Annotated in this window: 17 protein-coding genes; 7 read left to right on the top strand and 10 right to left on the bottom strand. The window is 68.9% G+C overall.

Annotation, left to right across the window (positions count from 1 at the left end; genetic code table 11):
- The 5 genes from ASD38_RS03795 (at position 1) to ASD38_RS03775 (ending at position 4,545) form a co-directional block, all read left to right on the top strand.
- On the top strand, positions 1–1,119 hold the full coding sequence (locus ASD38_RS03795) for a hypothetical protein (RefSeq protein WP_056457700.1): 1,119 nt from the start codon (positions 1–3) through the stop codon (positions 1,117–1,119).
- Entirely contained in the window at positions 1,116–2,138 is a 1,023-nt protein-coding gene (locus ASD38_RS03790) for a phosphotransferase family protein (protein WP_056435688.1), read from the top strand. The genes ASD38_RS03795 and ASD38_RS03790 overlap by 4 nt, the downstream gene beginning before the upstream one ends.
- On the top strand, positions 2,138–2,569 hold the full coding sequence (locus ASD38_RS03785; RefSeq protein WP_056457697.1) for a hypothetical protein: 432 nt from the start codon (positions 2,138–2,140) through the stop codon (positions 2,567–2,569). The genes ASD38_RS03790 and ASD38_RS03785 overlap by 1 nt, the downstream gene beginning before the upstream one ends.
- 294 nt (positions 2,570–2,863) lie before the next feature.
- A complete protein-coding gene (locus ASD38_RS03780) occupies positions 2,864–3,787 on the top strand; it encodes an ABC transporter ATP-binding protein (RefSeq protein ID WP_056435694.1) in 924 nt (307 codons plus the stop codon).
- Positions 3,784–4,545 (top strand): ABC transporter permease, encoded by a 762-nt coding sequence (locus ASD38_RS03775; RefSeq protein ID WP_056435697.1) that lies wholly within the window; start codon positions 3,784–3,786, stop codon positions 4,543–4,545. Before ASD38_RS03780 ends, ASD38_RS03775 begins: the two co-directional genes overlap by 4 nt.
- A gap of 122 nt (positions 4,546–4,667) precedes the next feature.
- Here the strand turns inward: ASD38_RS03775 and ASD38_RS03770 are convergent, their stop codons facing one another.
- From ASD38_RS03770 to ASD38_RS03760, 3 genes are read right to left on the bottom strand one after another with little or no spacing between them, the layout of a single operon-like run.
- Positions 4,668–5,120, bottom strand: coding sequence for an NfeD family protein (locus ASD38_RS03770; RefSeq protein WP_056435699.1), 453 nt, complete (start codon positions 5,118–5,120; stop codon positions 4,668–4,670).
- A 4-nt stretch (positions 5,121–5,124) separates the two neighbouring features.
- Positions 5,125–6,081: an SPFH domain-containing protein gene (locus ASD38_RS03765; protein ID WP_056435702.1), complete on the bottom strand. Its 957-nt coding sequence runs from the start codon at positions 6,079–6,081 to the stop codon at positions 5,125–5,127.
- A gap of 48 nt (positions 6,082–6,129) precedes the next feature.
- Positions 6,130–6,579, bottom strand: a complete 450-nt coding sequence (locus tag ASD38_RS03760) for a TIGR02301 family protein (RefSeq protein ID WP_056435705.1) — start codon at positions 6,577–6,579, stop codon at positions 6,130–6,132.
- Positions 6,580–6,738: 159 nt separating this feature from the next.
- On the opposite strand from ASD38_RS03760, the gene ASD38_RS03755 reads away from it, so the two are divergent.
- Positions 6,739–6,948 (top strand): hypothetical protein, encoded by a 210-nt coding sequence (locus ASD38_RS03755; protein ID WP_056435708.1) that lies wholly within the window; start codon positions 6,739–6,741, stop codon positions 6,946–6,948.
- 159 nt (positions 6,949–7,107) lie between these two features.
- Here ASD38_RS03755 and ASD38_RS03750 read toward each other — a convergent pair whose 3' ends face one another.
- Positions 7,108–7,656, bottom strand: coding sequence for a hypothetical protein (locus tag ASD38_RS03750; RefSeq protein WP_056435711.1), 549 nt, complete (start codon positions 7,654–7,656; stop codon positions 7,108–7,110).
- A gap of 158 nt (positions 7,657–7,814) precedes the next feature.
- Here ASD38_RS03750 and ASD38_RS03745 point away from each other — a divergent pair, with 158 nt between their 5' ends.
- Positions 7,815–8,567 carry a Crp/Fnr family transcriptional regulator gene (locus ASD38_RS03745; protein WP_056435714.1) on the top strand — a complete coding sequence of 251 codons (753 nt, stop codon included), beginning with the start codon at positions 7,815–7,817 and terminating at the stop codon, positions 8,565–8,567.
- A gap of 5 nt (positions 8,568–8,572) precedes the next feature.
- Here the strand turns inward: ASD38_RS03745 and ASD38_RS03740 are convergent, their stop codons facing one another.
- The 6 genes from ASD38_RS03740 to ASD38_RS03720 all read right to left on the bottom strand — a co-directional run bounded on the left by ASD38_RS03740 (position 8,573) and on the right by ASD38_RS03720 (position 13,403).
- Positions 8,573–9,538: an NAD(P)H-dependent flavin oxidoreductase gene (locus ASD38_RS03740; RefSeq protein WP_056457694.1), complete on the bottom strand. Its 966-nt coding sequence runs from the start codon at positions 9,536–9,538 to the stop codon at positions 8,573–8,575.
- Positions 9,539–9,612: 74 nt separating this feature from the next.
- A complete protein-coding gene (locus ASD38_RS24255) occupies positions 9,613–9,750 on the bottom strand; it encodes a hypothetical protein (RefSeq protein ID WP_200941382.1) in 138 nt (45 codons plus the stop codon).
- Positions 9,751–9,881: 131 nt separating this feature from the next.
- Positions 9,882–10,664 carry an SDR family NAD(P)-dependent oxidoreductase gene (locus tag ASD38_RS03735; protein WP_056457691.1) on the bottom strand — a complete coding sequence of 261 codons (783 nt, stop codon included), beginning with the start codon at positions 10,662–10,664 and terminating at the stop codon, positions 9,882–9,884.
- Positions 10,665–10,912: 248 nt separating this feature from the next.
- Positions 10,913–11,365 carry an NUDIX hydrolase gene (locus ASD38_RS03730; RefSeq protein WP_056435722.1) on the bottom strand — a complete coding sequence of 151 codons (453 nt, stop codon included), beginning with the start codon at positions 11,363–11,365 and terminating at the stop codon, positions 10,913–10,915.
- Positions 11,366–11,442: 77 nt separating this feature from the next.
- A complete protein-coding gene (locus ASD38_RS03725) occupies positions 11,443–12,504 on the bottom strand; it encodes a patatin-like phospholipase family protein (protein WP_056435725.1) in 1,062 nt (353 codons plus the stop codon).
- A 101-nt stretch (positions 12,505–12,605) separates the two neighbouring features.
- Complete coding sequence (locus ASD38_RS03720; RefSeq protein ID WP_056436293.1) at positions 12,606–13,403, bottom strand: 3-hydroxybutyrate dehydrogenase; 798 nt, start codon at positions 13,401–13,403, stop codon at positions 12,606–12,608.
- Positions 13,404–13,446: the final 43 nt, after the last annotated feature.

Below are 13,446 nucleotides of genomic sequence, written 5' to 3'. Positions count from 1 at the left end.
ATGGCCCTGACGCGCGGGGACGATTATCCGATCCACCAGACGGCCGAGCCGGTGGCCTATGCCGGCACCGACCGCAATTTCTACGACCGCTACTTCTTCAACGGCTACGCGGCCGCCAATAGCCAAGAGGGGGGCGACGACGACGCCTTCTTCGCCGCCGCGTTCGGAGTCTATCCGCACCTCAACATCGCCGACGCCGCCTTCTGCTGGATGAAGGACGGCCGCCAGGTGAACCTGCACGCCAGCCGCTGGCTGGAGATGGAGCGGATGGACCTGAGCGTCGGTCCGATCACCATCCAGGTGCTGGAGCCGCTGCGCCGGCTGCGGATCACGGTCGAGGCGCCCGAGCAGGGGATCCGCGCCGAGGTCACTTTCGAGGGCAGGTCGTTCCCGATCGAGGAGCCGCGCTTCACCCGCCGGATCGGGCCGCGCACCCTGCTGGACTACACCCGCCTGACCCAGAACGGCCGCTACATGGGCTGGATCGAGGTGGACGGCGCGCGCCACGACCTGGCCGGCTTCGTCGGTACGCGGGACCGCTCCTGGGGCGTGCGGCCCATCGGGGCCCGCGATCCGCAGGAGATGGCGCCGGCCGTCCCGCCGCAGTTCTTCTGGCTGTGGAGCCCGTGCGCGTTTCCGGACGGCGACCTGTTCTTCCACACCAATGACGACGAGCACGGCCGGGCCTGGAACCGGCGGGCGGTCTGGGCGCCGCTGGGCTCGGACCGCGACGGGGCGATCGACTTCGACGCGGTGGACTACGGCGTCGACTGGCGCCCGGGCACGCGCCACGCGGCGCGGGGGACGATCCACCTGCCGGACGGCGGCGAGGTCGACATCACGCCCCAGGCCGAGTTCTTCATGCTGGGCCTGGGCTACGGCCATCCGGTCTGGGGCCACGGGCTGAACCACGGCAAGCTGAAGGTCGAGCGCGAGGACCTGGTCCTGGCCGACCTGGACCGCGCCCTGCCGTTCCACCTGCACGTCCAGGCCCTGTCGAAGGTCACCTGGCGGGGCGCGGACGGGACGATGCGGGTCGGGCGCGGGGTGTTCGAGCAACTGGCGCTCGGGCCGCACGCGCCGTCGGGCTTCAAGTCGATCCTGGACATGGCCCCATGAGCGACCTGCGAGCGGGCCTCGAAACCTACCTCACCCAGCTGTGGGGCGCGCCGACGGCGGTGACGAACCTGTCGCGCATCCCCGGCGGGGCCAGCCGCGAGACCTATCGCCTGGACGCCGACACCGGTGGGGTGAGCCGCGGCATGATCCTGCGCCGCGACCCGCCCGGCAGCCTGATCGAGACCGACCGGCGGCTGGAGTTCCTGGCCTATCGCACTGTCCACGGCCACGTGCCCGTCCCCCAGGCCATCGCCCTGGAGGAGGACGGCGGACCGCTGGACCGACCGTTCTTCCTGATGGAGCGGATCGACGGCGGGACCGTGCCCTCGCCGTTCGTGTTCGATCCCTATGCGGAACACGCGGACGCGCTGGGCCGGCAGTTCTTCAGCACCCTGGGCAGGCTGGCGGCGCTGAACCATGAGGACACGCCGATCCGCCAGGCGGCCGAGGCGCCCGCGCCGGACGACTGCTGGCGCATCGCCCTGGACCACTGGTCCGGCGTGATCGAAGCCGACGAGCAGCACCCGCAGCCGATCGTCCGCGCCGCCATCCGCTGGCTCCACCGCCATCCGCCGCCGCCGGCCCAGCGGATCAGCATCGTCCATGGCGACTATCGCAGCGGCAATTTCATGCACGACGGGGCGGGCCAGATCCTGGCCATCCTCGACTGGGAGATGGCCCACCTGGGCGACCCGATCGAGGACCTGGGCTGGGCCTTCGATCCGCTGTGGAACCACTTCGACGAGGGCAAGGTGGCGGGCCTGATCCCCAAGGCCGAAGCCATCGCCCTGTGGGAGGCGGCCAGCGGCCTGACGGTCGACCCCGAGGCCCTGGCCTGGTGGTCGCTGTTCAACGCCGTGAAGGGCCAGGCGATCTGGACCTCGGCGGCCAAGGAATATCGCGACGGCGGCTTCGTCGACCCGATCCTGGCGATCTCGGGCTGGTACACGGCCCGGCGGCACGACCTGATCCTGGCCGAGCGGCTGGCCGCTCTCGCGGCCCTTGGGGAGACCATCTGATGACCCCGGCCCTGCCCGACATCCTGCGCGGCAACTTCATGTGCCTGGCCATCCCCGGCCCGCCCGAGCAGCAGGGCGAGTTCATGACCGGCCGGGTCGGGGTGATCGCCCTGCTGTCGCTTTTGGCCGCGCAAGAAGTCGAGCGCGGGACCACGGCCCGGGTCTGGGAGAACGCGGCCATCGCCGCCGTGCTGGCTGATGCGGCCGACGCCTACGGCGTGCAGTACGCCGAGCTCGCCGCCATCGGTCCGACGGACCTGTCGCTGGAAGCCCTCGACCGCGCCAACGCCGCCCTGCGCCGGGGCTTGATCGCCCTGCACGAGGCGGTGGAGACGGCCGGCGACCTGGCCCGGCATCGGGCGATCGTGGGGCTGTACGGCGAGATGGCCGAGAAGCGCCGGCTGGACCTGCCGCCGCTGCCGGCCAGATAGTTCCTCCACCTTTTCGGCCGTCATCCTCGGACTTGTTCCGAGGACCCCTGCCTCGGCCGCGCTGTGATTTCAGGATGGGTCGCGGCGATGACAGCGCCCTCTTCTGTCGGCGGCAGCTCAGCGGAACGAGGGGTCCTCGGAACAAGTCCGAGGATGACGGAGGTGGGGAACGTGGGCGTGAACTCACAAACTTCCACTCATAAGCCTCATCAGCCCTAGCCAAGTCCGCGCTTCCGCCCCATCTGGCTCAGGCGGCCCGGTTCCAGGGAGGGACGGCCGCTCACCAGGGGCCCCATGGCGATCATTTCCGTTTCCGGTCTGACCAAGACCTATGCTTCCGGCCACCAGGCCCTGAAGACCATCGATCTCGACATCAAGAAGGGCGAGATCTTCGCCCTGCTGGGTCCCAACGGGGCCGGCAAGACCACGCTGATCAGCATCATCTGCGGCATCGTCAATCCCAGCACCGGCACGGTCACGGCCGACGGCCACGACGTGATCAAGGACTATCGCGCCGCGCGGACCAAGATCGGGCTGGTGCCGCAGGAGCTGAGCACCGACGCCTTCGAGACCGTCTGGGCCACCACCCGCTTCAGTCGCGGCCTGTTCGGCAAGCCGCGCAACGACGCCTACATCGAGAAGGTGCTGCGCGACCTGTCGCTGTGGGACAAGAAGGACGCCAAGATCATGACGCTGTCGGGCGGCATGAAGCGGCGGGTGATGATCGCCAAGGCCCTGAGCCACGAGCCGACCATCCTGTTCCTGGACGAGCCCACCGCCGGCGTCGACGTCGAGCTGCGCCGCGACATGTGGGAGATGGTCCGGGGCCTGCGCGAAAGCGGCGTCACCATCATCCTGACAACCCACTATATCGAGGAGGCCGAGGACATGGCCGACCGGATCGGGGTGATCAGCAAGGGCGAGATCATCCTGGTCGAGGACAAGGACGTGCTCATGCGCAAGCTGGGCAAGAAGCAGCTGACCCTCCAGTTGCAGAGCCCGCTGGCGGCCATCCCCGCCAAACTGTCGGACTACGCGCTGGAGCTGGCGGCCGACGGCCACGAGCTGATCTACACCTTCGACGCCCAGGCCGAGGAGACCGGCATCGCCGGCCTGCTGCGACGGCTGGGCGAGCAGGGCGTCGACTTCAAGGACCTGCACACCAGCCAATCCTCGCTGGAAGAGATCTTCGTCAGCCTGGTGAGGGACAGCAAATGAACATCCACGCGATCAAGTCCATCTACCGCTTCGAGATGGCCCGCTGGTTCCGCACCCTGGCTCAGAGCGTTATCTCGCCGGTGCTGTCGACCTCGCTGTATTTCGTGGTGTTCGGCTCGGCCATCGGCTCGCGGATGCAGGCCATCGACGGGGTCAGCTACGCCGCCTTCATCATCCCCGGCCTGATCATGCTGTCGCTGCTGGGCGAGAGCATCTCCAACGCCTCGTTCGGCATCTACATGCCCAAATGGGCGGGCACGATCTACGAGCTCTTGTCAGCGCCGGTGTCGTGGATCGAGACGGTGATCGGCTATGTCGGGGCCGCGGCGACCAAGTCGGTGTGCCTGGGCCTGCTGATCCTGGCCACGGCCCGGGTCTTCGTGTCCTACGAGATCGCCCACCCGTTCTGGATGCTGGGCTTCCTGGTGCTGACGGCGGTGACCTTCAGCCTGTTCGGCTTCGTGATCGGGGTCTGGGCGACCGACTTCCAGAAGCTGCAGATCGTGCCGATGCTGGTGGTCACGCCCCTGACCTTCCTGGGCGGCAGCTTCTATTCCATCAGCATGCTGCCGCCGATCTGGCAGAAGATCACCCTGTTCAACCCGGTGGTCTATCTGGTCAGTGGCTTCCGCTGGAGCTTCTACGGCGTCTCGGACCTGAACCCGATCGTCAGCTTCGGCGCGACGCTGTGCTTCCTGGCCGCCTGCCTGACGGCGGTGTGGTGGGTGTTCAAGACGGGGTATCGGCTGAAGGTGTAGGGCGTTGGGGACATGCACTTGTTGCGTGTCCCCTCCGCCGCCTCGAAGGCCAGAAGAAGCCCAGAATAGGATCCTCCGCGCCATGCGGTGAGGACACGCAACAAGTGCATGTCCCCGGTCGTTTATCGAACCGTCAGCACCGCGCCGTCGACGGCGACGACTAGGACCTTCTGCCCAGCCGCCGGCGGCTCGCCGTCCGCCACGACCGCCGCCCATTCCTTGCCGTCGACGAACACCCGGCCCTTGCCGTTCTGGAAGCCGCCCAGCGCCTCGCCGTCGCGGCCGACCAGCCGCAGCGACGGGTCGTTGAGGTCGGCGTTGTGGGCCTCCAGCACCGGCCGCAGGAAGCGGCGCGCGAAATAGGTGGCGGCGATGGTCAGCACCGCGAACAGGCCCAGCTCGATCGGCAGGCCGGGCGCGACGACCAGGGTCAGCAGGCCGACCAGCAGGCCCGCGGCGGCCGGCCACAGCAGCCAGCCGGTGCCGGTGGCCACCTCGACCGCCAGGAAGATGGCCGCGACCGCCAGCCAGACCCAGAACGGATGGGTGGCGTAGAACAGCATCAGGCCGTGCATGGGTTCAGGCTCCGCGTTGGGGCTTGGTCGGCGGGACCACGGTGCGGACCGCGTCGCCGCCGCCCAGGGTCTTCACCAGCTCGGCGACGCCGGCCACCGTGCCGGTCAGGCCGGCGAAGTCGGCCGGCACGATCACGGTCTTGGCGTTGGGCGACTTGGCCAGCTCGCCGAAGGCTTCGACATATTTCTGGGCGATGAAGTAGTTGATGGCGTTGACGTCGCCCTTGGCGATGGCTTCCGACACGAAGGCCGTCGCCTTGGCTTCGGCCTCGGCTTCGCGTTCGCGGGCCTCGGCGTCGCGGAAGGCGGCCTCGCGGCGGCCCTCGGCCTGCAGGATGGCCGACTGCTTCTGGCCCTCGGCGCGGGCGATCTGGGCCTGCTTCTCGCCCTCGGCCTCGGTGATCACCGCGCGCCGCTCGCGCTCGGCCTTCATCTGCCGGGCCATGGCGTTGGTGATGTCGGCCGGCGGCGTCAGGTCCTTGATCTCGATCCGCGCCACCTTGACCCCCCAGGGGTTGGTGGCGTGGTCGATGGTGGCCAGCAGCCGGGTGTTGATCAGGTCCCGCTGGCTGAGCACCTCGTCCAGCTCCATCGAGCCGACCACGGTGCGCAGATTGGTCTGGGTCAGCTGGGTGATGGCGTACATCAGGTTGTCGACCCGGTAGGCGGCCTGCGAAGCCTCCATCACCTGGATGAAGACGATGGCGTCGACCTTCACCGAGACGTTGTCCTTGGTGATGACTTCCTGCTGCGGAACGTCCAGCACCTGCTCCATCATGTTGACCCGCCGGCCGATCGCCTCGACGAAGGGGGTCAGGATGCTGATGCCGGGCTTCAGGGTGCGGGTGTAGCGGCCGAACCGCTCGACGGTGAATTCACGCCCCTGGGGCACGATCTTGATGACGTTGACGACCAGGAAGATCGCCAGCGCGACGAGCACCAACGGGACGAGATAAGACAACACTTCAAGAGCCTCCCACAACCGATGGAGGCGACCCTAGCGCGGGGCTCAGTTGTCCGCCACGGTTTCCGGCGGCGCTTGGCCCTGCGAGTCTTGTGGCGGCGCTCGGGTCCGCATCGACTGGGCCAGCTTGACGGCCAGGGCCTGGCCCTTGCGGGCCACCGCCTGCTCGGCCTGGCGGCTGGCGTCCTCGCAGCCGGGGAACTCGCCCTGGCGCGCGGCGAAGCCGGTGTTGAACCGCTCGCGCAGCTGGGCGTCGAAGGCCTGGTCGGCCTTCTCCACCTCGGTCAGCCGCACCATGCGCGAGCGCCAGTACTGATCGTCGCCACCCTGGCAGAGCTGCCGCAGGGCGTGGCTTTCGCCCAGGGTGAAGGCCAGGTCGAGCAGGGTCTGGCGCTCCGCCGGTCCCCGGTCCTGGGCCAGGGCGGACCCGGCGCCGGCCAAGGGCGCGGAGAGCACGGCGAAAGCGAGCAAGGCGTTGAGCGGCAGGCGTTTCATGGACCGCACTATCGCCATTGCCGACGCGCCTGTCACCGCTTCGCGCGCCTCAGGCGAACCGTGCGAATGCACAAAAAGACTCCGGCAGGCCTTGCGAAGGCCACGGTTTGGAGCGACCCTGTGGATAACGTGGGGAACAACACGCGCAGGGAGGTCGTCATGGCTGAAGTGCATTACGGTGTAGTCCGCGTCGGCGAAACCTGGGCCATCATCGGCGACCAGCTTCGGGTCGGCGCCTACGCCACCCGCCGGCAGGCCGAGAGCGCGGCCCGTCGCCTGGCCGAACAGGTCACGGGCGTGGGCCTTCCGGTCCGCATGCACCTGCAGGACGACATGGGCCAGCTGCATCAGCCGACGCTGCTGAGTTGATCCCCGTCATCCTCGGACTTGTTCCGAGGACCCCTGCTTCAGCCGCGAAGAATGCAGATCCGTGAAGCGGTGAGCTCGCGAACCATCCCTACCCGGCAAACCAGCGGACAGAGGGGTCCTCGGAACGAGTCCGAGGATGACGGGCTGGAGGGCAAACAGCTAAGCCGTCTCGACGTCCCCATCGTCGCCGCCGCCGTACAGAAAGCCCCGCGCCGCCTTCCAGACCTGGACCATCGAGGCCAGGAAACCGATCACCGACGCAACGACCTGGAAGATCGCCCACACCGCCGTGGCCAGCGGGCTTTCGGTGAACAGCGAGACCAGTGGATAGATCAACTGGCTGACGGCGATCCGGAACCCGGCATAGGCGGTGGAATATTCGATCACCACCCCGCCGATCGCCGCCGTCACCAGCACCGCCAGGACCGGCGCCCACAGCAGCGGCAGCAGCAGCAGAAGGCCCAGGACCGTCACCAGGCTCTTGGTCGCCAGGCCGGCCCGCGACACCGCCGTGGCCCCGACTCCGAACGCCATGGCGCCGCCCAGCAGGACGAAGGCGACCGGCAGGACCAGGTCGGCCACGTCGATCAGGTCGAGCCCCGCCACCAGGCTGGCCCCGGCGGCGATGATCAGCACCAGCAGGAAGCCGCCCAGCCACAGGGCGCTGTACTGGCTCAGCCGATGTCGGATGACGGCGCGGTCCCGCATGATGTCTCCCCCCAGAGCCAAGCTTCGCCGGACGGTGACTCGGAACCCGCCCGCCGTCGACCGGAAACTGGCCGACTGGAAACTGGTCGGCAGGAAACTGATCGCCCCGTCATGCGCTTTGCTAGGGAAGAAGCTTGGCTGTCCTCCAGGAGGCGAACATGGCCGACACCGCTGAAATGACCGTCGTGGCCGCGGCGCCGCCGCCGGGTTGCGCGGGCAACCGCCTGCTGGCCGCCTTGCGGCCCAGCGACCTGGCGATGCTGACGCCGCACCTTTCCTCGATCACCCTGGCCACCGGCCAGACCCTGTTCGAAGCCGGCGAGGACGTCGTCAACACCGTCCTGCCCTGCTATTCGACCATGGCCTCGCTGCTGGTGGTCACCCGCGACGGCGACGAGATCGAGGTCGCCTCGATCGGCCGCGAGGGCGCCATCGGCGGCATCGTCAGCGCCGGCTTCAAGCCCGCCTACGGCCGGGCCGTGGTCCGCATCCCCGGCGCCGCCCTCAGCATCCCGACCAACAGGTTGGAAGAGGCCAAGCTGCGCTCGCCGGCCCTGGCCGACCTGTTCGCCCGCTATGCCGACGTCCTGCTGGCCCAGATGATGCAGTCCTCGGCCTGCAACGCCCTGCACAGCATCGACCAGCGCATGTGCCGCTGGCTGCTGTCGACCCATGACCGGGCCAACGACGCCACCATCCGCCTGACCCAGGAGACCCTGGCCGACATGCTGGGCGTGCAGCGCACCACGGTCACCGCCGTGGCCAAGGCCCTGCAGGACGAAGGGCTGATCCGCACCGGCCGCGGACGGATCGAGATCCTCGACCAGCCGCGCCTGGAGCGCCGGGCCTGCGAGTGTCACGCCCAGGTCGAGGCGCACTTCCAGCGGATGCTGCCGGAGGTGAAGGTCTAGAGGCGCTAGCCCCTTAAAGCCGCCACCCTTCCGATCGCCGCCTCCGCCTCGCTCATGATCCGGCGCACGATCTCGCCCGCCGGCAGCACGTCGCGGATCCCGCCGGCGCTCTGGCCCATGGCGAAGCAGGACCGGTCGGGGTCCAAGCCCTCGATCTGGCCGCCGATGCCGCCCATGGCCCCGGCCTGGATCGAGGCGATGGCCTGTTGCGGGAACGGCTGGATGTCGGCCGGCCGCGCCTCCCAGTCGTCGACCCAGGCGTTCTTGCGCACCCGCATCGGCTTGCCGGAATAGGACCGCGTGCGGACGGTGTCCTCGTCGGCGGCCTCCAGCACCGCCTGGCGATAGAGGTCGCCGGCATGGGCCTCGGTGGAGGCGATGAATCTTGTGCCCATCCAGACGCCCTGGGCGCCCAGGGCCAGGGCCGCCGCCAGGCCGCGTCCGTCGTACAGACCGCCGGCCGCGATCACCGGGATGTCGACCGCGTCCACCGCCTGGGCGACCAGCGGCAGGGTCCCGACCAGGCCGGTGTGGCCGCCGCCCTCGCCGCCCTGGCAGATCACCGCGTCGCAGCCGGCCTGCTGAGCCTTGACCGCGTGCTTCACGGCCCCGCAGACGACCATGACCTTCAGCCCCGCCCCCTTCAGCCGTTCGATGATCGGCAGGGGCACGCCCAGGCCGGCGACGAAGGAGCTGGCCCCGCCGTCGATGATCGCGTCGACCGAGGCCGTCAGGGCGTCGGGCGTGGCGGCCAGCAGGTCGACGCCGAACGGCTTGTCGGTCAGGTCGCGGACCTGGGCCATCTGCAGGCGGATGAAGTCGGGACTGGTCCCGGCCATGCCCAGCACGCCGTAGCCGCCGGCGTTGGAGACCGCCGCCGCCAGCGGCGCGTAGGACACTCCGCCCATGCCGGCCAGCAGGATCGGATGCTCGACGCCGAGCAGGTCGCACAGCGGAGTGTGCAGGGTCATTGGACTTCCTCCCGTCTTTTCCGGGAGGATGGGCGCGGTTTCGGGTGATGCAAAGCGTGCCGCGAGGGCAGGCCTCAATCCCGGCGCAGGACGTCCGGCTGGGCCTCGGCTTCCGACGTCCAGAAGCAGGCCGCCATCGAGGTCAGGATCATCGCGATCAGGGCCAGCACGCCCCGGGGCGGGGTCAGGCCCACGATGTCTTGCGGGGTCATCTGTCGTTTCCTCTGGCGACGCCCGGATCTGATGCCCAGGCTGTCGACAGGGAAAGCTTCTCATCAGCCCGATGGTTCCGCAAGCCCCTTGTTTCCAAAGGGAATTCGTGGACCCTAGCGTCCAGCTTTCATCAGAAGATCGAATAGGCCCCGTCGATCACGAAGGTGTCGCCCGAGTGATAGCTCGAGGCGTCCGAGGCCAGATAGACGGCGATGCCGCCGAAGTCGGCGGGCTCGCCCCAGCGCCGGGCCGGCACGCGGGGAATGACCTTCTCGGCGAAGGCGGGATTGTCCTGGGCGCCCTGGGTCATGTCGGTGGCGATCCAGCCGGGCAGGATGGCGTTGGCCCGCACCCCGTAGCGGGCGTGCTCGACGGCGACGGACTTCATCATCGAGATCACCGCCCCCTTGGTGGCCGCGTAGGCCTGATTGCGGGCCGCGCCCTCGATGGCGGCCAGCGAGGCGACGCCGACGATCGAGCCGCCCGGATCGCCGCCCTTGGCCCGCTCGACCATGTGGCGGCAGGCCTCGCGAAAGGTGAAGAACACCCCGTCCAGATTGACCGCCAGGGTCTTGCGATAGGTCTCGGTCTTCATCTCCACGAAGCTGGGCGCGCCGTAGCCGACCCCGGCGTTGGCGAACACGCTGTCGACCCGGCCCATGGCGGCCACGGCTTCCTCCATGCCCTCGCGGACCTGGTCTTCCTGCGAGACGTCGACCACCTGGGCCTTCACCCGGGTCCCGTGCTTGAGCAGTTCAATCTCGGCGGCCTGGTTGCGTTCGGCGTTGGAGCCCCAGATGACGATGTCGGCCCCGGCCTGGGCCAGGGCGCTGGCCATGCCCAGGCCGATGCCGCGATTGCCGCCGGTCACCAGGGCCACGCGGCCGGTCAGGTCGAAGGGTTTGTAGGCCATGGCGTGTCGCTCCCGAACGTTTGCCCGGGCGCGGAGCGTCCGAACGTTTGTTTGAGGGGAGCGGTTGTGAGGCCAAACGTCAAGGGCTCCGCCGGTGAACACTTGCCCCCTACGGGTCGCTTCGCGACCGTCTTCCCCCGCAGGGGGAAGAGGAGCCGCGCGGACGCGTGCGCCCTCCGCCCCCTATGGGGGCGGACAGACCGCGAAGCGGTCAGGTGGGGGCAAGGGGGTGAGCCGCCTACGCTCCCCTACGACCCGAACCGCGCGAACGTCTCGGTGATCACCTGGCGCGTCACGTCCCACTCGACCATGGCCAGGGCCTCGTCCAGCGATACGAACCGGGCCTCGGCCGCGTCGTCGCCGGCCACGGGTTCGCCGGAGATCCAACGGGCGGCGTAGTCGATCATCACGTAGTGGCGGGTGGTCGCGCCGGTCTCGCGCGAGGTGAACAGGCCGTCGACCACGTCGACCAGGCCCAGCAGCTCGGCTTCGACGCCCGTCTCCTCGGCCAGCTCGCGCAGGGCCGCCACGACCGTGGTCTCGCCGCGCTCCAGGCGGCCGCCGGGCAGGCTCCACTGGCCCAGGCGCGGCGGGGTGCCGCGCTTGATCAGCAGCACCTGGTCGCCGCGCAGGCAGATGACGCCGACGGTGGGGACGGGAAACGCGGAGACGGCGGGCTGGACGGCGGAAGCGGAAACCATGGCGCGTCAGATACGCTCGGTTCGGGCCGCGTCAAGCGATCGGGGATAGGCGCATGCGCCTGTCCCCATCACGTTCATCACGGAAACCCGTTCCGGAGGTCCAGGCTGGAGCTGACTCCCACCTGGGTCAGGCAATGGCCCAGCCAGTCGTCGGCCGCCTTGCGCCCGCGCTCGCGCAGGTTGGTCAGGAAGGTCCACTCGGTGTCGAACTTGCTGCCCAGCGACAGGTCGGCCAGGGCCTTGTCGGCGGTGATGGCGTGCATCAGCATCTTGCGATAACGGCCGCGGGCGTTGTCCTTCAGCAGGCCCTCGTCCAGCAGCTTCTGCACGAAGCCGATGGCCCGCAGCTCGCTGGCCAGGGCGGCGTTGAAGGTGATCTCGTTCAGCCGGTCCATGATCTCGCCCGGCGTCCTGGGCGTCTCCTCGCGGACGAACGGGTTGAGGCTGACCAGCAGGATGTCGTCGGGGGTGTCGTCGTAGAACAGCGGCCACAGCGGCGGATTCGCGAGAAAGCCGCCGTCCCAATAGGGCTCGCCGTCGATCTCCACGGCCTGGAACACCTGGGGCAGGCAGGCGCTGGCCATGATGTGGCGGGCGGTCAGCTCGGTCTCGCGGAACACCTTGGACTTGCTGGTCCGCACCTGGGTGGCGGCGATGTACAGCTTGATCGGCGAGCGCTCGCGCAGAGCCTTGAAGTCGATCTCGCCTTCCAGGGCGTCGTGCAGCGGGTTCAGGTTGAACGGGTTGAACTCGTAGGGGCTCATCGACAGGGCGAAGGTCTCGGCCAGCCGCCAGCCGGGGCTGTTCTTGATCCAGTCGGTTCCGCCGGCGAAGGCGGTGGTCCAGATGCTGGTGTCGCCGAACACGTTGCGGCCGCCGTTGCGGTTGACCTGTTTCCAGAAGCGTTCGAGCCGGATCTTGGCCCCGTCCCGCCCGCCGTCCAGCAGGCCCTGGGCCAGGCACACGGCGTTCATCGCCCCGGCCGAGGCGGCGGTCACCGCCGAGATCTCGATGTCCTGCTGCTCGAGCAGGCGGTCCAGCACCCCCCACTCGAACGCCCCGTGCGAGCCGCCGCCCTGCAGGGCCAGGGTGATCGGCTTTGGGCCGGAGGACTTCTTCTTGAACGGACCGATCGGCATGCGGACTCCGTCTTACGGTCGGGGACATGCCCTCGCGGCGTGTCCCCATCAGAAAGCGCCGCGCCCGCCCGTGGGGACACGCCGCGAGGGCATGTCCCCAGTTACTGCGCCGTCCAGCCGCCGTCGATGCTGAAGGCCGAGCCGTTGGCCGAGGCCCCGGCGTCGGAGACCAGGTACAGCAGCATGCCGTTCAGCTGGTCGAAGGTGACGAACTGCTTGGTCGGCTGGGCCGCCAGGATCACGTCCTTCATCACAGCCTCTTCCGAGATCCCCCGGGCCTTGGCCTGGTCGACGATCTGGGCCTCGACCAGCGGGGTCTTCACGAAGCCGGGGCAGATGGCGTTGCAGGTGATCCCGAAGGTGGCGGTCTCCAGGGCGACGGTCTTGGTCAGGCCGAGGATCCCGTGCTTGGCGGCGACATAGGCGGCCTTGAACGGCGAGGCCACCAGGCCGTGGGCCGAGGCGATGTTGACGATCCGTCCGCGCCCCTGCTCCTTCATGATCGGCACGGCCGCGCGGGTGGCGTGGAAGGCCGACGACAGGTTGATGGCGATGATCAGGTCCCACTGGTCGATCGGGAAGTCCTCGATCGGGGCCACGTGCTGGACGCCGGCGTTGTTGATCAGGATGTCCAGTTCGCCGAACTCGGCCTTGGCCGCCTTGACCATCTCGGCGATCTGGCCGGGCTTGGTCATGTCGGCGCCGTTGTAGAGCACCTCGACCCCGTGTTTTTCGGCCAGTTCCGCGCGGGTCTTCTCGATGGCGGTCATTTCGCCCAGGCCGTTGAGGACGATGTTGACGCCCTGGGCCGCGAGCGCGTCGGCCATGGCGTGACCGATGCCGCTGGTCGAGCCGGTCACGATCGCGACCTGCCCCTGCAAACCGAAATCCACGGCCATCGGCATCTCCCTGCGCTCAACGCCCATCATGCTGCAGCGCAGC

The sequence above is a fragment of the Caulobacter sp. Root487D2Y genome, from assembly GCF_001427165.1.
In the GTDB taxonomy this organism is placed as follows: domain Bacteria; phylum Pseudomonadota; class Alphaproteobacteria; order Caulobacterales; family Caulobacteraceae; genus Caulobacter.
Note: the sequence above shows the minus strand (reverse complement) of the source record. Positions and strands in the feature narration are given on the sequence as shown.